Annotated in this window: 19 protein-coding genes; 5 read left to right on the forward strand and 14 right to left on the reverse strand. The window is 44.4% G+C overall.

The features are described 5' to 3' along the window. From ACTRWI_RS12460 to ACTRWI_RS12525, 14 genes are all read right to left on the reverse strand, one after another. Positions 1–494, reverse strand: a 494-nt coding sequence (locus tag ACTRWI_RS12460; RefSeq protein ID WP_499131798.1) for a flagellar basal body-associated FliL family protein, incomplete at its 3' end; no start/stop codon positions are given. 22 nt (positions 495–516) lie between these two features. After that, positions 517–1,398: a flagellar hook-length control protein FliK gene (locus tag ACTRWI_RS12465; protein WP_499131800.1), complete on the reverse strand. Its 882-nt coding sequence runs from the start codon at positions 1,396–1,398 to the stop codon at positions 517–519. After that, on the reverse strand, positions 1,395–1,715 hold the full coding sequence (locus ACTRWI_RS12470; RefSeq protein WP_499131802.1) for a hypothetical protein: 321 nt from the start codon (positions 1,713–1,715) through the stop codon (positions 1,395–1,397). The genes ACTRWI_RS12465 and ACTRWI_RS12470 overlap by 4 nt, the downstream gene beginning before the upstream one ends. Next, positions 1,699–2,085, reverse strand: a complete 387-nt coding sequence (gene fliS / locus ACTRWI_RS12475) for a flagellar export chaperone FliS (protein ID WP_150896197.1) — start codon at positions 2,083–2,085, stop codon at positions 1,699–1,701. The genes ACTRWI_RS12470 and fliS overlap by 17 nt, the downstream gene beginning before the upstream one ends. Before the next feature lie 19 nt (positions 2,086–2,104). Beyond that, positions 2,105–3,442, reverse strand: a complete 1,338-nt coding sequence (gene fliD, locus ACTRWI_RS12480; protein WP_499131803.1) for a flagellar filament capping protein FliD — start codon at positions 3,440–3,442, stop codon at positions 2,105–2,107. 482 nt (positions 3,443–3,924) lie between these two features. Continuing rightward, on the reverse strand, positions 3,925–4,848 hold the full coding sequence (gene lafA, locus ACTRWI_RS12485; protein ID WP_499131805.1) for a lateral flagellin LafA: 924 nt from the start codon (positions 4,846–4,848) through the stop codon (positions 3,925–3,927). 226 nt (positions 4,849–5,074) lie between these two features. Next, a complete protein-coding gene (locus ACTRWI_RS12490; RefSeq protein ID WP_499131807.1) occupies positions 5,075–5,872 on the reverse strand; it encodes an EAL domain-containing protein in 798 nt (265 codons plus the stop codon). Beyond that, positions 5,865–7,955: a flagellar biosynthesis protein FlhA gene (flhA, locus tag ACTRWI_RS12495; RefSeq protein ID WP_499131809.1), complete on the reverse strand. Its 2,091-nt coding sequence runs from the start codon at positions 7,953–7,955 to the stop codon at positions 5,865–5,867. The genes ACTRWI_RS12490 and flhA overlap by 8 nt, the downstream gene beginning before the upstream one ends. Positions 7,956–7,985: 30 nt before the next feature. Beyond that, positions 7,986–9,113, reverse strand: coding sequence for a flagellar biosynthesis protein FlhB (gene flhB, locus ACTRWI_RS12500; protein WP_063525595.1), 1,128 nt, complete (start codon positions 9,111–9,113; stop codon positions 7,986–7,988). Beyond that, positions 9,110–9,886: a flagellar biosynthetic protein FliR gene (gene fliR, locus ACTRWI_RS12505; protein ID WP_063525596.1), complete on the reverse strand. Its 777-nt coding sequence runs from the start codon at positions 9,884–9,886 to the stop codon at positions 9,110–9,112. The genes flhB and fliR overlap by 4 nt, the downstream gene beginning before the upstream one ends. Continuing rightward, positions 9,886–10,155, reverse strand: a complete 270-nt coding sequence (gene fliQ / locus ACTRWI_RS12510; protein WP_499131810.1) for a flagellar biosynthesis protein FliQ — start codon at positions 10,153–10,155, stop codon at positions 9,886–9,888. The genes fliR and fliQ overlap by 1 nt, the downstream gene beginning before the upstream one ends. A 9-nt stretch (positions 10,156–10,164) precedes the next feature. After that, positions 10,165–10,896, reverse strand: coding sequence for a flagellar type III secretion system pore protein FliP (gene fliP / locus ACTRWI_RS12515; protein WP_499131868.1), 732 nt, complete (start codon positions 10,894–10,896; stop codon positions 10,165–10,167). A gap of 55 nt (positions 10,897–10,951) precedes the next feature. Next, a complete protein-coding gene (gene fliN / locus ACTRWI_RS12520) occupies positions 10,952–11,320 on the reverse strand; it encodes a flagellar motor switch protein FliN (RefSeq protein ID WP_499131811.1) in 369 nt (122 codons plus the stop codon). Then, positions 11,317–12,135: a FliM/FliN family flagellar motor switch protein gene (locus tag ACTRWI_RS12525; protein ID WP_499131813.1), complete on the reverse strand. Its 819-nt coding sequence runs from the start codon at positions 12,133–12,135 to the stop codon at positions 11,317–11,319. Before ACTRWI_RS12525 ends, fliN begins: the two co-directional genes overlap by 4 nt. 401 nt (positions 12,136–12,536) lie before the next feature. Here ACTRWI_RS12525 and ACTRWI_RS12530 point away from each other — a divergent pair, with 401 nt between their 5' ends. The 5 genes from ACTRWI_RS12530 to ACTRWI_RS12550 are packed head-to-tail and all read left to right on the forward strand — an operon-like array spanning position 12,537 to position 17,890. Further along, positions 12,537–13,469 carry a MotY family protein gene (locus ACTRWI_RS12530; protein WP_499131814.1) on the forward strand — a complete coding sequence of 311 codons (933 nt, stop codon included), beginning with the start codon at positions 12,537–12,539 and terminating at the stop codon, positions 13,467–13,469. Beyond that, positions 13,466–14,800, forward strand: a complete 1,335-nt coding sequence (locus ACTRWI_RS12535; RefSeq protein ID WP_499131816.1) for a sigma 54-interacting transcriptional regulator — start codon at positions 13,466–13,468, stop codon at positions 14,798–14,800. Before ACTRWI_RS12530 ends, ACTRWI_RS12535 begins: the two co-directional genes overlap by 4 nt. A gap of 14 nt (positions 14,801–14,814) precedes the next feature. Next, a complete protein-coding gene (gene fliE, locus ACTRWI_RS12540) occupies positions 14,815–15,168 on the forward strand; it encodes a flagellar hook-basal body complex protein FliE (RefSeq protein ID WP_499131818.1) in 354 nt (117 codons plus the stop codon). Positions 15,169–15,171: 3 nt separating this feature from the next. Then, complete coding sequence (gene fliF, locus ACTRWI_RS12545; protein WP_499131820.1) at positions 15,172–16,908, forward strand: flagellar basal-body MS-ring/collar protein FliF; 1,737 nt, start codon at positions 15,172–15,174, stop codon at positions 16,906–16,908. After that, positions 16,871–17,890, forward strand: a complete 1,020-nt coding sequence (locus tag ACTRWI_RS12550; RefSeq protein WP_499131821.1) for a flagellar motor switch protein FliG — start codon at positions 16,871–16,873, stop codon at positions 17,888–17,890. The genes fliF and ACTRWI_RS12550 overlap by 38 nt, the downstream gene beginning before the upstream one ends. The last annotated feature ends 1 nt before the right edge of the window (position 17,891 follow it).

Here is a 17,891-nt window from a genome sequence, read left to right on the forward strand (position 1 = left end):
GGGGTCAATATAACGTCATCAATATTTCGTACGATGTCAGTTTTATCGAAAGCCGAAAGTAAGGTACTTTTAATCTCAGCTTGTAGGGTGTCGATGGCTCCTGGTTGCTGTAGATCATCGAAGGTTTTGTTACTAAACAGCTTAAGTAATGCGTTCTGCACCATGGGCATATAATCATCGATATTTTTTATGCGTCCCAGACGACGTGTTTCTATGGCAAGTTCTAGCATCACAAAGTGGGTTTGTTTTTTTCCTTTGATGGTTAAAACGACCTTTTCGAGTGGGTGAAAACTGGGTCCACTTTGGGCTGACTCATTGGATGCTAGGAACGCTAATGGAGAGGTTTCTAAAAAGTCATTGATCCCAGTTCCCGACGGACTGGATTCTGCGCTTTTCTTTAGATACCAAACTCCCCCAATGACTGTCGTCGCTGAAACGAGGGCACTGGTGATGATCATGGCGATAAACAGCGTGATCATTTGTTGTTTTGTCATAACCTTTTTCCTCGATGGTTAATTAGGCTTGAGTGTTCAGCCAGTGTTCTGAGTAGTTCGCTGTTGTACCGGATTGCAATGGCTGAGCTTCTCGTGCGGCAAGAATGGTGATTTCATCTGATTCTGGTGTGTGGTGTGAGCGTTCATGACCTTGTTCTGAACCGACGTTCACATCGACATGGACGAAGTTTTGCTCTTGCAGTTCAGCACGTAAACGTTCTGATTCTTGTATTAGTGCTTCGCGTGTTACCGCGTTAGTGGCGTTGATTTGCACGCTCAAACGATCACCTTCAACCCGAACTAATAAATCGAGTTTGCCGAGTTCGGGCGGGTCGAGACGGATTTTTGCTTCTTGCAAGTTTTGTTGCGCTTGTACTGTCACGCGGTCTTGTAGCACTTGCAACATTTGCTCACCCCACTTACCGGAACCGGTATCCACGCGAACGGCGGCCCACTCAACACTTTGAGTTGCAGCAAGTTGTGAGGCTGAATTGGAATGTTGCGTCGCCGGTATTTGCGATAGCATGTTGCCTGCTGATATTAGATCGTGAGTGGGTAGGCTTAGCGACGGTTGCAAATCATAAGTAGAAACTTTAAGTGAGAGTAGTGTGTTCGTTTGAATACCACTTTGGTTGTCTTGTGCAGGGACAGTCGTTACAGGCATGAAAGTTTGCGCTTGCGTGCCTAGGTTCATTGAGGGGGCTGTATTACCGAATAAAAGTTCATCAGAGCTGTCCTCCGTATTGAGCTCAATTGAGCTGACGTCAGATTGCTCCGCTTCCGAGGATGAGACTGGCGTATGTAAGCGAAATCCAGCATTGGTTGGCTTCTGTTGGGTGACCGTGACTGGTTTTGCTGGCGATAAAGAAGGTGAATACGCAGATATTGAGTTAGTGACCATCATTGCGCTAGCTCCATTGTCATCGCGAGTTGATATGTCATGGCACGTTCTTGTTGGTCGTTGACCATGCTCATTGTTTGCTGTAGTTCGCTGGTGGCTTTTGCAAGCACTGCAAATGCAGCGGCATGCACGGCTTTTGCTCGCTGGATTTCCGGTGCGAGTTTCGGATCTTTCAAAAATGGCTTATGGCTGATCAGCAGTTCACGTAACTGCAAATCGTAGCGATTAAGCGCTTGCCAATCGGCTGTATTGGTCGCAACTTGGATCCGTTTTGATAAGTGGCGAAATCGATCCGGCGACACTTTATGCTTGCTGTCCAAAATTCATCCATCCTTCTCGAATGTTGCCCATTACGCGCTCAACGTTGTCTAAACGCAGGGCGTTATTTTGTACACTGGTGTGGTACAGCTCAGCTTGGCAAAAATCATAAAGTTGGCGTAAGTTTTCCGCTACTTCACCACCATTTTCCTCATCTAAGGCACTGGTGAGGCCAATGAGAATGTTCATGCATTTATTAATACCAGCGCCTTTTTCTGCGAGACGGTTAGCCGCAAGGTGGCCGCGTACTCGTTCGACTTCATCAAGTAGGCCATCAATGAGCATCACCACAAGTTGGTGCGGATTAGCTGAGGCGGCTTGTGCATCAAGATCAACCTGCTGGTATGAGTCATAGCCAGAATCCATGAGCATAAATATTTCTCCGTTAGAGTTAACCAAACATCGACATGGTTTGATTCATTTGATTCATTAAGGTATTCATTTGAGTAAATTGCTTGAGGTAGCGGTCGTAAGACATCTCGTATTTTCGTTCAAGCGTTGCTTGCTTATCTTCAACACGATCTAAGTTGGATTGCAGTGCCTCTTTACGCGAATTAAACGTACCTGTTGAGTATTTTAGAAAGGGGTCCATCATGTCATCTAATGAGTCTAATAAAGCGCCTTCACCGTTAAACATTGCTTCTATTGCTGCGCTATTATTTTGCTGAGCAGCATCGAACTTTTCTTGGTCTATGACCATTTTTCCCGAGCGATCGAGGGTGATACCGACTTCACTGAGTCGCATTTCGCCATGCTCTCCGCGCACTAAACTGGTTAGTTGGCTCTCAATTGAGCGTAGAGTTGGGTCACTGGCTAATGCCCCTCGGGCTTTAGTTTCGCTCCCAATTTGAGTATGTTCATCGAGGGTTGAAACGAGCGTGTTGTAGGCTTCAATAAATTGGTCAATTTGTTCTTTTGTGCCTTCCGTATCGGTACCGATCCCGAGAGAAATGGGGGTATCTCCCGTTGATTGAGCCTTATTCACAGTGATGTCAACGCCTTCAATCACACCTTCAAAGGTATTACTTGAATTGGTGAGCTTCAGGCCGCTACTTTCTGCACCTAGCCAGATCACTGCGTCTTGTGGCTTGCTTATTTCTGTTGTATTGCTAAACGCGTTTTCAAACCAGTTCTCTCCTGTACCTGAAGCATTCACGTTGATGGTATTTGCTGTGCCAGTTTCAGTACTCGATAGCATAAAGTGCGTTTGACCATTTGAGCGCACTAAGGTGGCATTAACCCCGGGGTTGTTGGGATTATTGTTGATGGTGGTGACTAAATCGGTCATGGTGGCTTTTCCGTCGCCATCGTTATCAATGGAAGATAAGTCCAGCGTCATCGTTTCGCCGTCAATGGTGACTTCTAATACGCCTGTGGTTGGCACTTCTGTTGTAGCATCCAAGCTTGCAGGCATCCCCGTAGAGATTTGATGTGACGTCGCAACTTGTTCGACAAAAATCTGATAGTTACCTGATATCGCATTAGCATCAGTGTTTGCCGTGAAGTAGCCATCTTGAGAGAGTGTTGCCGAGTTTTTAATGATGCTATTGGTGTTACTGTTGATGTCATTTATTGCAGTACGGAAATCACGTAGTGCGTTTTCCACTTTTCCAAGTGCAGTAAGTTGAGCTTGGTATTTGTCTGCTTGCAATTGGTAGCGCTGTTGAAACGGCTGTACATCGTACGTGGCCAACTGGGTTGCCATGGTTATTGGATCTAATGAACTCATCAGGTCACTCCCTCTCTCATTTATATTTGGCGTATTTATGCCGTCAACTAATCTCTAGAAGCAAGAACTGAGCCTGATACTTAAGTTCTTATTTATCAACATTTTATGTTGATCTCCTGAGCTTGGGCGGAAGCGTTTTTTCCACCTTTACCGTTCCTTCTTTCCCCTTAATAAATAGGGAAGGGGTTACTCAATAAAGGCGACCGAATACAAGAGAATATTTAATCGAGACTCGCTAAAAGTGTATTGTTTTACTTTTTTGTGGAGGTTGGCTTTTACGAGTTACTGTTTAAGGGGAGAAGTTATGTAATACCAAAGGTACCGTAGCGAGTGTTTTGGCTTTCAGTCGATTGAGTCACTTAATTAATCAGATTTTTAATAAGCTTTGATGTTCGTCAGCGATGACGATTGATTTTATCTTCAGCATAAATAAAAGCCTCCCTGAATTTAGAGAGGCTTTAACGATGAATCTAACAGTAAAATTAGCGCAGTAGCGACATAGCCATGCCTGGCAACTGGTTCGTTTGAGAGAGCACCGTTGTGCCGGCTTGCATCAGCATTTGGTTCTTCGTCATATTTGAAGACTCTACGGCGAAATCAGCGTCCATGATACGGCCTTTCGCTGCCGATGTATTTTCTACCATGTTACCTAGGTTGGTCATGGTGTGTTCTAGACGGTTGATGCTCGCACCTAAATCAGAACGAACAGCACCCAATTGACCGATAACACCGCCGTCGGCAGCGCTACCAGCACCACCAGTACCTGAGTCAGAGTTGACTGACAGTGCATCCATCATATCTTGAGGAGAGTGACCAGCACCAGCTGCTGTGAAATCAGCCGTTTTTGCATCAGCAGCAAAAGCTTTCAACGCAGCCAAGCCCTTTTTACTTGCGGAGTCTGTACCACCAGGTGCCCCACCAATGGTCATGGTTTCTGCCTGTGATGAGCCAATTTGGAATGTAATACCTGAACTGATTGCACCAGTCGCATCAAGCAGGTTATTGCCACCAAAGCTGGTGTTGGTGATGATGTTTTCTAGCTCTGTACCTAGGGCTTGGAACTCAGAAGATAGAGACGCCAGGTCAGCGTCTGAGTTTGTGCCATTGGCCGCTTGCGTAGCAAGGTCGTTCATTCGGTAAGCGATGTTGGTCATTTCGTCCATCGCACCTTCGGCTGTTTGCATCATTGAGATGCCGTCTTGTGCATTACGCATAGCGACACTCATCCCGCGAGTTTGTGCTTCTAGGCGGTTAGCAATTTGTAGGCCCGCAGCATCATCGGCCGCTGAGTTAATACGTAGACCCGTACTTAAACGCTCCATGGAAGTATTTAATAGGTCATTAGTTTTGGTGATGTTGTTTTGTGTAACTAGCGAAGCGTAGTTAGTGTGCATTGATAGAGCCATAATCTGTTCTCCTTGATTGTTCAATGTGGGACTATCGCCCCGCTCAATAACTAGAGGCGGTCGGTTAGTTTTAATGATTAATTGGAATATTAAAAATTTTTTCGAAATCGCCTAATTTGATGATTTTTAGTGATATCTATTCCAGAAAATTCGTATTTTAACGCTGCTCAGACATAAAAAAGGGCGAGTACTTATTGCTGAACTCGCCCTTTTTCTTTAGCCCGGTTTAATCATCACCGAACGATTTAAACGACAATGAAGTAGGAATATCACTGAAATAGCCGAAATAATAACTCGCACCAAGTAAGCGGTAACGATTGAGCTCGTTTTGGCTTGCGACTCTACCAGCCATCCAAGCGAACTGATTACGACGTAGGAAGCGTGCGATGGGAAGGAACGCATGCTGATCTTGCTTGTTTTCCATGGTGACAGATAGCTTGATCAGATCGGGTTCAAACTCGGCAATGCGTTCAAAGTGTGTTTGGCTGGTCGCAATTTCAAACCACAAGGCATACGCATTGCCTTTCAGCTGTTCAACTAAAGCAGCAACGCGTTCATGGAGGCACAGAGTTTCATCGGCTTGCAAAGCGGGTACGACATGTTGAAATGCTGCCTTGTGGAATTGAATCGTCTGATTCAAAAAGTGACGCCCTGCTTGCCATAGTAAGGCGTCGACCCGGATAGGCACCACGACATTGCTGATAAGGTCCGAATGAAAGGTATCGAGCTGGAACTGAGTTTGACGCAGGGCTAAAAACAAGCTGTATAAATCTAAGCAATATTGCATTTGCTCAGACAGTTTAAACTGATAAACACTCTGCTCGCCACGCACACCAAAGCGCAAGGTAAGGTGCTGGTATTCCACCTCACCGGTTTTTGTTTTACGGATGGCCTGACAGGCGTGTTGAATGTCTTTGTGTTTGAGCGCATCAAACACCAGTTGGTCGTCGTCTGTGACAATGTGTTGTCGTGCGAGATCGCACAAGTAGTCATACATCGCTTTTGTTGAGATGAGATTAGCCAAGGTTTCCTACTACATTGATCTGTTTATTTTCTGGGATTTCATTATACGACAGTACCGCTAAACCTTGAGTAAAGGTGCGGGCATAACGAGCCAGTAATGGGCGCAGTTGAGGCATGACCAGTAAAATAGGAGGTAAACCTTGTTGCTTCAGTTGCTGGCGAATTAACGGTAAATTTTGTTGGAATTGGTTTAAAACGTTTGGTTCAATCGGGAAGCTATCGAGCATCACAGGCCCTGCGGCTTGGGCTTGCTGCAGCGATGACATCAGCATTTGCTCGAGCTCGTCAGACAATGCATAAACGTTGAGCTCACTCTTCTGCCCAATAACTAAATTAACTAGGGTGCGTTTTAGGGCGCAGCGAATATCCGCAGCAAGCAGAATAGGATCTTTTGTATTGTCTGAAGATTCCAACATAGTATTGGCTATGGTTCGAATGTCTTTTAACGGAACCTGGTCGAGCAACAGTTGACGGTAGACCTTCAGTTGTTGAGCTGGTGTTAATGCGGCCACTAAGGCCTCGGCTAATTTAGGAGCTTGTGCAGAGAGCCGTTGAATCATTGCCTCAACATCATCATGTGTAAATAGTTCAGCTAAGTTGGTTTTTATAATTTTGCTAATATGTGTAGCGATAACGGTGCCATCATCAACCACTTGATACCCCATATTAAGTGCTTTAGCTTTATCTTTATGTTCTATCCATACTGCCGGTAATTGGTAGGCAGGATCACTGCCTAAAATGCCGTCGATTTCACCATAGGTCTCGCCAACGGCAATCGCCATCAAACGTTCTGGTTCAATAAAACCTTGTTCAATCACTTCACCATTGAGAGCAAGGGTGTATTGATTGGGTTTTAGACTGAGGTTGTCGCGGATACGCACTTCTGGTAGTAGGAACCCAACCTGTTCTGAAAGATTTTTGCGAACGCCACGAATACGCTGTGCCAAGGGGGCACCTTGTTCTTTGTTGACTAAGTGCACTAAGCGGTAGCCTAAAGCGAGAGACAAAGTTTGAACATGAGGAATCATATCCCAAGTGAGTGTGGTCTCTTCTTCTTGCATCGTTTGAGAGAGCGCTTCCACTTGATCCATTTGAGGTGTCTGAACCGACCGTTTACTTTGTCGCCAGCCAGCAAAGGCTAGCGCGGCGGCGAAACTAAAAAAGGCCAAATGCGGCATACCAGGCACGATACCAATTACGATCATAATACCTGCAACAGTAAATAAGGTTGCAGGTGTTGCTAGTAGCTGTCTGTGCATGGTTTCTGACATGCCATTGTCGCTATCATTGATGCGGGTCACGATGATCGCGGCGGCTGTTGCCAATAGTAGCGATGGAATTTGCGCGACTAAGCCATCACCAATGGTGAGCAACGCATAGGTTTTGAAAGCTTCTGAAGCGGGCAACCCATACTCGAATACACCAATGCTGATACCACCAATGATGTTGATAAATAAGATCAATAGCCCTGCGACGGCGTCGCCACGAACAAATTTAGAAGCACCATCCATGGAACCATGGAAATCGGCTTCATTGGCGACTTCCTTACGACGTAAGCGGGCGCTTTCTTGGTCAATTAAACCAGCATTGAGATCGGCATCGATCGCCATTTGTTTGCCCGGTAAGGCGTCCAAGGTAAAGCGAGCCGATACTTCCGAAATTCGCTCACCACCTTTAGTGATGACGACAAAGTTAATGATCATCAAAATGATGAAGACCACCATACCGACGACATAATTCCCACCGATGACGACTTCACCAAAAGCTTGAATGACTTTACCTGCCGCATCGCCGCCATTGTGACCTTCGAGTAAGACGATTCGGGTTGAAGCAACGTTCAGCGTCAGCCTGAGTAATGTGGCTACCAACAAAATAGTGGGGAAGACCGAAAAGTCTAGCGGTCGCTTCGCTGTGGTACTGACCAATAATACTAAAATCGCTAACACGATGTTGAAGGTAAACAGCGCATCCAAGAGTAGTGGTGGCAATGGCAAAATCACCATGGCTAAAACCATGAGTAAGACGATTGGAATGCCAATGTAGCCTTTGGTGGAGGTATGAAGTTGTTTTAACCAGCTAAACATGTTGTCGTGTCCTTGGGTAAACGCGGTTGATCAGTGTTGTAAGTGTTTTGGAATTGAAAAGTGAGGCAAAGGTGTCGGTTCTTGTCCTTGCCCTTTACGAAAGGCTTTCAATTGCAAAACGTAAGTCAGAATATGAGCTACTGCGACATAAAGTTGATTTGGGATCGCTTGCTCAATGGCTGTGGTGTGATAAATCGAACGCGTCAGTGGAGGAGCGTTGATGATCTCGATGTCATTATCTCTGGCAATACGTTGAATATGCATCGCCGTCTCATCTACTCCTTTCGCGACGAGAAAGGGAGCGTCTGAGATGGAAGGATCGTACTTTAATGCAACGGCATAGTGAGTTGGGTTCGTGACAATCACATCGGCTGTTGGCACCATCTTGTCAATTTTACGACGTGCGAACTGTTGCTGAATTTGTCTAATACGCTGCTTGACCTCAGGACGACCCTCGTTATTTTTGTATTCCTCTTTAATCTCTTGTTTGGTCATTTTGAGCTCTTTAAGGTGCTCCCAACGCTGATAAGGAATGTCAATGACGCCAAACAGCAATAAGGCAACTCCCATAAGCAAGACACCTTCGAACAAGATCGACATGATTAAAGTAACCCCTTGGTTTAGCGGTAAAGTTTGCATTCCAAGTAGAGACTGAAGATGATTGTCGAGATAGCCATACAGGATTCCGAAAATGACCAGAACTTTAACGGTAGACTTGATCAACTCGACAATCGACCGAGTTGAGAAAATACGTTTAATGCCTGAAATGGGGTTTATTTTACTGAATTTGGGCATGATATTGGCTGGTCGGAATATCCATCCTCCCAGGGCCATAGTACTGCCAAATGTCACGATGATAATGACAATGAACAGTGGTAGCAGCATCTCAATGATGACTGCTAAGCTTTGACCGATATGCTCTACAAGTCGGCTTGGGTTTTCCAAATCAGCTTTGGTCAGGGACATGTTGTAACGAAAGATTCCCGACATACTTTCCCAGATCGCACTTAATTGTGACTGAAAAAATAAAGCGACGGCTAAAAAAATAGCGGCGGTTGTGAAGTCTTTAGCTCGTGGTATCTGCCCTTCTTGGCGGGCTTTTTTTACTTTTTGAGGAGAGGCTTTTTCCGTTTTATCCTGTGATGATTGCTGGCTCATGCGCCCCCCAACATAAAGTTGTTTAAGTAGCGGATAGTGTCATGAACCAAAGCTGTGTAGCGGCTAGGCACGCCAGAAATGGAAATTAATACGCTGAAAAGGCCCAGTAGCATGGTCATAGGAAACCCAAGCGCGTAGACATTTAGAGAAGGAGCGGCGCGATTCATAACGCCAAAGCTCACGTTCGCTAGTAGCATAGAGACGATAGCTGGTAGCGCTAGCGCCAATGCAGAGGCGAACATCCAACCGAAAATACCGAGCACCCCTTTGAGGGAGAGCATAGTGAGCCCTGAGCCAACGGGCCAAAAGACAAAGCTTTGGATAATAATATCAATAACTAATAAGTGACCTTCTAGAGCAAGAAACAATAACGTCGAGAAGATCAAAAAAATACGGCCAAGTATGGCGACAGAAAGGCCGTTGACTGGATCATTCATCATTGCCATACCTAAGCCCATTTGTAGGGAAACGATTTGACCCAGCATGGTAAATACATTGAATAGCATATGAAGGATGAGGCCAAATACCAGTCCCCAGATCGCTTGCTCGAAGGCTAAGAAGAGTGAGGTTAGAGAAAAAAGTTCAACTTCTGGCATCGCAGGCATGAGAGGGGCGGTAATGACGACGATAGAAAGTGCGAGTAAGCTACGAACCCAAACCGGAATGAGCGCATCACCGAAAAAAGGCATAGAGATAAATACGGCTCCAATGCGGAAAAATGGCCACCAAAATTGACCAAGAATCATGGATAGCTCCGCAAACGTGAGCGCCATTAACCTATCATCCCAGGAATGTTATGAAAGAGGTAATCGAACAGGTCCATAATTTTACGTAGCATCCAGTGCCCTGCGAAAATCACCATCAGCAGTGTAACGAGCAGTCGTGGCAAGAAGCTTAAAGTTTGTTCGTTAATTTGGGTTGCGGCTTGAAATACTGCAATACACAAACCAACAATCAGGCCAGGCACAACCAACACGGCCACCATTAAGATGATTAGCCATATTGCGTCAGAAAATAGCGAGACAGTTAACTCCGGTGTCATAGTATATTTCTATCCCCCAAAGCTCGCTGACAAGGTGCCTACTGTCATTGCCCAACCATCGACAAGAACAAAAATAACTAATTTAAAAGGCAGGGATATGATCAAGGGAGATAGCATCATCATCCCCATCGCCATCAACACACTGGCGACGACAAGATCGATGATCAGGAAGGGTATGAACAGCATAAAACCAATTTGAAATGCTGTCTTAAGTTCACTAATGACGAACGCTGGGAGGACAACAGCAAATGAAATATCTGCAACATCTTGATTAACCGGTTCATTCGCAATACGCAGCATTTGCTCTAAAGAGCTTTGATGTGTTTGCGCTAGCATAAAATCTCTAACCGGCTGTTCAGCAACTGAAAAAGCCTGAATTAAAGTGATTTCACCGTTATCGTATGGCTTGAACGCATGCTCGTAGATATCCGTCCAAACTGGACGCATAATCAGAAGGCTTAGTGTCAGGGCAATACCGATTAACACTCGATTAGGAGGACTTTGTTGCAGGCCCAATGCTTGGCGTAAAATGGCTAATACGACAATGATGCGTGTAAAGCTGGTGGCCATCAGAATGAACGCCGGCAAGAAACTGAGAGCGGTCATCAGCAATAATATTTGCAGTTTTACACTGTATTCTTGTTGGGTGTCACCATCGGAAACCGACAAAATGGTCAGGCCGTTATCTGCCGCCATTGCCGGAAACGCAAACAGTAGACTAAGTAAAATGAGCGCGCCCATAGGCAGCCTAATTTGGCTGACGTTCTGAACATTCATGGTACAACCCAATTTGACTCTATCGGCCAACGACATTGAGTGCTGAGTCATAGACATCAATCAGACGAAGTCCATATTTATCATTGATAACAACGACTTCTGCTTGCCCCATAAGAGAGCCATTCACTTTCACATCCAAAGGTTCGCCGTTAAGTTTATCCAACTCAATAACGGTACCTTCACCCGCTTTCATCAAATCACCCAGCGGGATTTCTTTACTTGCAACTTCCAGAGTTACTGTCACAGGGATATGTTTAAAAAAACTTAAATCGCGTTCTGCGGTTTGCTCTACTTTGAGTTGAGTGTCTGCGTCAAAATCATTTAACTGAAAATCATCAAAGTCTAATTCATCGGCGTCGAATGCTTTGTTCTCGTGCGCTTCGCTCATCGCTGAGATTCCTTATCTGGGTTAAAAATCAAAACAAGCTGGCCGTCTTGTTCGGCAATGCGACCAGTGAAAAGAGGATGTGGACCGATACTGACAGGCACGGTGTTTAGCAGTTCTATGGGTAAAATATCGTCTGGTTGTAACTTAACGACATCACATAAAGTCATTGTCTTTTTGCTGAGTACAGCATTGAGACGAACAGGGGTTGACTCTAGAGAGCGACAAAATGGTTGGAAAAGGTCCTTAGCTTTTTGCAACTCCAACTGCTCAATCATGGTTTGAATCATTGTGTTGTCGATTTTTAGATGAATAACACCTTGGTAATCTTCTAATGTAATTGAGAGTTCTGCGTGCAACCCAATGCCGCAAGGTGCTTCATAGTCACAGGATTGCCACATTTCTTGAGGAGCGAGCCAATTAGCGATAATACGGCTGATCCTTTCTTGTAAGCGTAAATCACTCGCCGTCAATAATGGGGTAGGACGTTCTGAATTGGCGCCATAAAAACGGTCAGCTAAGCGGCTGAGAGTTTCGACATTGCTATGGATATAAAGTGTTCCCCCATCTCGGTGTCGATAGGTAGAAGTCTGCGTTTTATCCAGTGATGTTGTACAAAATCGATACAGGTCTAAAGAGGTTAAGCGAGTCTCAATTTTGTTTGAGTTCAGCCATGCTTGCAATTCATCTGTAAGGTTAGAGCACGACTCTAAAATCAATTTTTTGAGCTTTTTTCGAATAATATGGATTGGTTTGCCTAACAACTCAACATCAAGCGATTTTATATGTGAGATTGATTCAGTGACACTGTTTTTCATTTGTATTTTACCGTGCCTTGACATAAGAGAAAATCAAGATTTAATTTTTTATAGGATACACATAAATTTTTCTAACCTTTTAGCTTTAGTTTTTAATATTGTGACTTTCGTTCATATGTTGATTGTAAAGGATGTTCTGGCACTTTTAATATGAAATTTAATTCGTTAATTTTATCTATTGTTCCCCTTGTTAATAATTCAATTATTGAACAGGGTTCATTTGACCTAAATGGTTCTGGTTATTCTTTATTAGAATTTTTTTCTTATTGTTTAAGCTTAATTTTTCTTTTTTCAGTTTGTATATATGAGAGCTTTTAATGATATGGTGCATATTCGATGATGACTAGCTTTTGGCGAGTTAGACGACCGTTCAGGTATGGTTGTTTTATGGTATTAACTCCATGAAAGGCTATGTATTAAGGTTGTTGATTTTAAGTTGCTTTTTATCCATTAATGCAGCGTTAGCTATAGAGGATCTAAAGATTCCTATGGACCTTTCTACTTGGTCATATAAAGGTGAAAAGTTTGAGTGTAACTTGAATCATTCGGATGTTCCGCAGGGGAAGTTTTATTTCCGCTCGGAAGCTGGAGGGCGGAACTTATTTTTTGTTGATGTTAAAGATAGCAAGTGGAATAAGGTACTGCTTGAGGGTAAGAGCCCGCCATGGGAAAAGAAAGTTGTCATAAAAGAGAAAGCATCATATTCATCGACAAGGAAAAATCATCGGATTATCTTTTCTGAAGGTGTCAACTCTCTTATTGAAGATATTAAGTCAGGTAGCTGGATTCAATTATCATTCAGTGGAAATGAATCTTATGTTACTAAGCGTATAACATTACCGACCATTCAGATTCAACAGGCGTTAACTTTCTATCAACAATGCCGTGAAAATTTACCAAAGTTTTCATTTACTCAAGCTCGTGATCAAAACATTTATTTTCAGCTTGGCCAAACGACACTAGAACCTTCTCAGGAAAGCATAATTGCTGATCTATATCGTTATGTTGAAGTTGATGATCGTGTTGCCGCTATTCTGATTGATGGCCATACAGACAATGTCGGGTCTAAGTTTACAAACTTAAATATATCGCGCCAACGAGCTGAGGAAGTCGCTGAGGCTCTGATTCATTTTGGTATAGATCGTAACATCATTCAAATCAGAGCTCATGGCGACCGATATCCTATTGCCAGCAATGCTACTCCTGTAGGGCAAGCGAAAAACAGACGGGTTAGGCTAAGGCTGGTAAGAGACAATGAACGTATTACTGACATAGAGAAATCGGAAGTGAAACAACCCTCACCCCTAAAACAAGAGAAGGTACAGGTTCAATGACGATACCAATGGATATTTTGTTGGTTGAGCCCAATGAAAAACTGGCTCAACCCATGCTGGATATACTTGGGCATGCGGGCTATTCGATACGTTACTGCCGTACCGGCCGCAGTGCGCTTTTAGAAGAGCGTGCAGGCATTACTTTGGTTAGCACAAATTTAACCGATATGTGCGCACGTGAGTTTGTTGCATGCCATCAGAAACAAGCGCAGTTGGGGGTTGTGATTGCTGTTGTCGAGCAGGACCAAGGTATGTTAGCCGCTGAAACTATGCAATCGGGTGCGACTGATTATTTACTTCGCCCATTTGAGTCTAACCAGTTACTCACCTTGTTGAGACGAGTCGAAGATCTAGGTAAACCATTAGCGAATATAGTGACTGAGTCATGGCGGAGTAAACAAGTGCTTCAATTAGCACACCGAGCGGCGCGCACTAATGCGAGCGTACTGATCACTGGGGAGTCCGGTACCGGAAAGGAACTATTGGCACGCTATGTTCATGAGCAATCACCAAAGGCCAATGGTCCTTTTGTGGCGGTAAACTGTGCTGCAATTCCAGAGTCTATGTTGGAGGCTGTACTATTTGGTCATGTGAAAGGGGCATTCACAGGGGCCGTTAATTCTCAACATGGGAAGTTTGAAGAAGCGAATAATGGCACGATTCTTTTGGATGAAATAGGGGAGATGTCTCCTTCGGTACAAGCCAAAATATTACGAGTCTTACAAGAGCGTGAAGTGGAGAGAGTGGGTAGCCATAAGTCGATTCAACTTGATATACGAGTGATCGCGGCAACGAACAAAGACTTACGAGAGGAAGTTCAAAAAGGTACTTTTCGCGAAGACCTTTACTATCGTTTAGATGTTTTACCTTTACACTGGCCGTCGTTACGTGAACGAGAAGAGGATATTCTTCCAATCGCCCAATTCTTTATTGGGAAATACCAAGATGGCAGTCGTTGCCATTTATCACAAGATGCTATGTCTGCACTTTGCCAATACAAGTGGCCAGGAAACATTCGCGAACTCGAAAATGTTATTCAACGAGCCCTCGTGATGCGTCACGGCGATTATATTACTTCGAGTGACTTGATGTTACCGATGGAATCCTCGACATCAGAGCTCTCTTTAGAGCCTGCGCCAAGCTTTAGTCACATAGAAGCTAAAAAGCATGCTGAATTTCAATTCATACTCGAAAAATTACGTCAGTTTGGTGGAAACCGAACTAAAACCGCTAATGCCTTGGGTGTATCGACACGAGCCCTCCGTTATAAGCTTGCAGCTATGCGTGAGCACGGCATTGATTTGCAGTCAGAGCTCGGCTCGGCTGCCTAAAAGGAGAATAATTGATGGTAAGTCAACCTACAAATGCGGTATCAGCAGAGCAATTAATGTTGTCTAAAATGGAGGCCATGAAAACGCAGGCTCAGCCAACAGAATTTGTCGTGAGTGTAAACCCTTTAGACCAAGAGAACACCACCACCTTGTCTTTTTCAAAAGCGATGACTGGTGTTTTGGATACGGTGAACCAACATCAATCGCTTGCCAGCCAAAAAATGACTGCAGTTGAAACGGGCAAGAGTGATGATTTAGTTGGTGCGATGGTCGCTAGTCAGAAAGCGAGCCTGTCGTTCAATGCTTTGATGCAAGTACGTAACAAAGTTGTGATGTCGTTTGAAGATATAATGAAGATGCCGGTGTAATCAATGTCAGAATTAACCACGCAAGTTGCCGGAAGTCCAGTTGCTCATCCCGAGTCTACATATAAAGGTATGGACGAGGTAACCAGTAAGTTGAAACACTTATGGTCGAGTAGTCAGCGTAACCTTGTGTTATCTGCCGTTTTAGCAGCCATAGTCGCCGCGATTATTGTCGTTGCCCTTTGGAGTTCATCTCAGAGCTTCCGTCCGCTTTATAGCCAACAAGAACGTTTTGATATTGGTGAAATCGTTTCTGTACTAGAAACGGAGGGCATTAGTTACCGCATGCAGGAACAAAACGGACAAGTATTGGTTCCAGAAGGTGAAGTCGCACACATCCGTATGTTGCTCGCTTCAAAAGGTGTTAAAGCTAAATTACCGACTGGGCTGGAATCTTTGAGTGAGGACAGTTCACTGGGTACCAGTCAATTTATTGAGACGGCACGTTATCGACATGGACTAGAGGGTGAGTTAGTTCGCACTATCATGTCACTTAATGCGGTATCAAATGCGAGAGTGCATTTGGCGATACCCCGCCAGACCTTATTTGTTCGTCAAAATACCGAAAATCCGTCTGCTTCAGTTATGTTAGAGCTGAAGCCGGGAAATAATTTAAAAAGTGAGCAAGTTGAAGCAATCATTAACTTGGTTGTCGGTAGTGTAACAGCAATGAAACCTGAGTTTGTTTCAGTTATCGATCAATATGGCCGTTTGTTGAGCGCGGATGTCGCGTCTCCCGAAGCGGGTAAGGTCAATGCAAAGTATCTTGAGTATCAAAAGAGTGTTGAAAAGCAAATCATTCGCCGTGCGGCGGACATGTTAACGCCTATTGTCGGTCCGAGTAATTTCCGCGTTCAAGTTGCAGCTGATATGAACTTTAGCCAAGTAGAGGAAACACAAGAGGTTCTCGATAATGCTCCTGTTGTTCGTAATGAACATACCATACAAAATAGTTCGATCGATCAAATAGCGCTTGGTGTTCCTGGCACGCTGAGTAACCAACCCCCAGTCACCGGCGAGACATCAACGAATGATAGCCAAAATTCTAATGCACGTTCCGAGGTGAATCGTCAATATGCGGTGGGCAGCAGTATTCGCCGTACTCAATATCAACAAGGTCAAATTGAAAAGTTAAGTGTCTCCGTATTACTGAATTCACAGGCTGCACCGGATGGCGTCGCATGGAGTGAAGCGGATAAAACGCAAATCTCAGCCATGATCATGGACGCGGTCGGTATCTCAAATGCACGTGGTGATAGTTTGAGCCTGATGAGCTTCAACTTTACACCAATTGAGATTGATGCACCGCCAGCTCTGCCATGGTGGCAAGATGCGACGGTACAACAGCCACTACGATATGTGATTGGTGGAATGCTTGGCTTAGCGATGATTTTCTTTGTTCTACGTCCACTGACTATGCATCTCACCGGAAAGGATATACCGATTCAAGAGCAGAGTTCGACGGAGCCAAAAATCGAACCGGAATACGACAATTTACAGACTCGTGAAGAGCGCGAACGAGAAGAGCGACTTAACCGAAAATTATTAGAGAAAGGGATTGCCGTCTCATCAGGTTTGGATGTCAACAGTGACATGCTTCCAGCTGCGGATTCTCCTCTTGAGACTCAATTGAAGCATCTACAGCTTATTGCTAATGAAGAGCCAGAGCGTGTAGCCGAAATTCTGAAACAATGGGTAAACATCAATGAACACAACACCGTCGACCTCAAAGCAGACGCTTAGTTATGTAGAACAAACCGCACTTGTGTTGCTGGGGATGGGAGAAGATGCGGCCGCGAAAGTTCTTCAGAGTTTCACCCGGGATGAAACCCAGCGTGTGACACGTGCAATGGCTAAGTTGAATGGCATTAAAAGTGACTCAGCTCGTGGTGTCATCCAGAATTTTTTTGACGATTTTCGTGAGCATAGTGGTATTCGTGGAGCATCAAAAGAGTACTTGTCCAATACGTTACGTAAAGCACTAGGTAACGATTTAGCGAAAGGTTTACTCAACCATTTATACGGTGATGAGATTCGAAATAATATGCAACGCTTACAATGGGTTGAAGCAGAGACGTTAGCGCGTTTCATCTTGAATGAGCACCCGCAAATGCAAGCTATCTTTTTAGCGTATTTACCAGCAGATAGCTCCTCAGCTGTTTTGAAACATCTTCCTCAGGATTACCATGATGAGATCCTTTTCCGTATCGCTCAATTACAAGATATTGATCACCAGGTCGCCAACGATTTACATGAACTGGTAGAACGTTGCATTGATAAAGTATCAGCCAGTCAGAGCACACCATTGTCGGGAGTGAAACAAGCCGCTGACATCATTAACCGCTTTGAAGGCGACCGAGCATCGTTAATGGAGATGCTTAAGTTGCATGATGAAAATGTGGTGAATGAGATCGAAGAAAACATGTTTGATTTCTTGGTATTAGGAAGGCAGCGTGAAGAGACGATGGATATATTGGTTCAACAAGTTCCTCTTGACCTGTGGGCTGTAGCACTTAAGGGAGCCGATATTTCGTTGCAGCAAGCGATAAAGCGCTCTATGCCTCAACGTATGATCAAAGCACTCGAGGATGATATGGAGGTACGTGGAGCCGTGGTTTTGAGTCGGGTTCAGCGTGCTCGTCAAGAGATTATGCAGATGGTACGTGAGTTAGATGAGGCAGATGAAATTCAGTTAGTGCTCTATGAAGAGCCAACCTTGGAGTAAG

It is taken from the genome of Pseudoalteromonas sp. G5_S1_14_S5 (assembly GCF_054968605.1).

Bases quoted from the DNA above. Each gene is read 5' to 3' on its own strand.
- fliS (WP_150896197.1), bottom strand. From the start codon at position 2,085: ATGCTCATGGATTCTGGCTATGACTCATACCAGCAGGTTGATCTTGAT.
- ACTRWI_RS12525 (WP_499131813.1), bottom strand. From the start codon at position 12,135: ATGAAAAACAGTGTCACTGAATCAATCTCACATATAAAATCGCTTGAT.
- ACTRWI_RS12465 (WP_499131800.1), bottom strand. From the start codon at position 1,398: ATGATGGTCACTAACTCAATATCTGCGTATTCACCTTCTTTATCGCCA.
- lafA (WP_499131805.1), bottom strand. From the start codon at position 4,848: ATGGCTCTATCAATGCACACTAACTACGCTTCGCTAGTTACACAAAAC.
- fliE (WP_499131818.1), top strand. From the start codon at position 14,815: ATGGTAAGTCAACCTACAAATGCGGTATCAGCAGAGCAATTAATGTTG.
- fliN (WP_499131811.1), bottom strand. From the start codon at position 11,320: ATGAGCGAAGCGCACGAGAACAAAGCATTCGACGCCGATGAATTAGAC.
- ACTRWI_RS12550 (WP_499131821.1), top strand. From the start codon at position 16,871: ATGAACACAACACCGTCGACCTCAAAGCAGACGCTTAGTTATGTAGAA.
- fliQ (WP_499131810.1), bottom strand. From the start codon at position 10,155: ATGACACCGGAGTTAACTGTCTCGCTATTTTCTGACGCAATATGGCTA.
- fliD (WP_499131803.1), bottom strand. From the start codon at position 3,442: ATGAGTTCATTAGATCCAATAACCATGGCAACCCAGTTGGCCACGTAC.
- fliR (WP_063525596.1), bottom strand. From the start codon at position 9,886: ATGGCGCTCACGTTTGCGGAGCTATCCATGATTCTTGGTCAATTTTGG.
- fliP (WP_499131868.1), bottom strand. From the start codon at position 10,896: ATGGGCGCGCTCATTTTACTTAGTCTACTGTTTGCGTTTCCGGCAATG.
- flhB (WP_063525595.1), bottom strand. From the start codon at position 9,113: ATGAGCCAGCAATCATCACAGGATAAAACGGAAAAAGCCTCTCCTCAA.
- ACTRWI_RS12535 (WP_499131816.1), top strand. From the start codon at position 13,466: ATGACGATACCAATGGATATTTTGTTGGTTGAGCCCAATGAAAAACTG.
- fliF (WP_499131820.1), top strand. From the start codon at position 15,172: ATGTCAGAATTAACCACGCAAGTTGCCGGAAGTCCAGTTGCTCATCCC.
- flhA (WP_499131809.1), bottom strand. From the start codon at position 7,955: ATGTTTAGCTGGTTAAAACAACTTCATACCTCCACCAAAGGCTACATT.
- ACTRWI_RS12530 (WP_499131814.1), top strand. From the start codon at position 12,537: ATGAAAGGCTATGTATTAAGGTTGTTGATTTTAAGTTGCTTTTTATCC.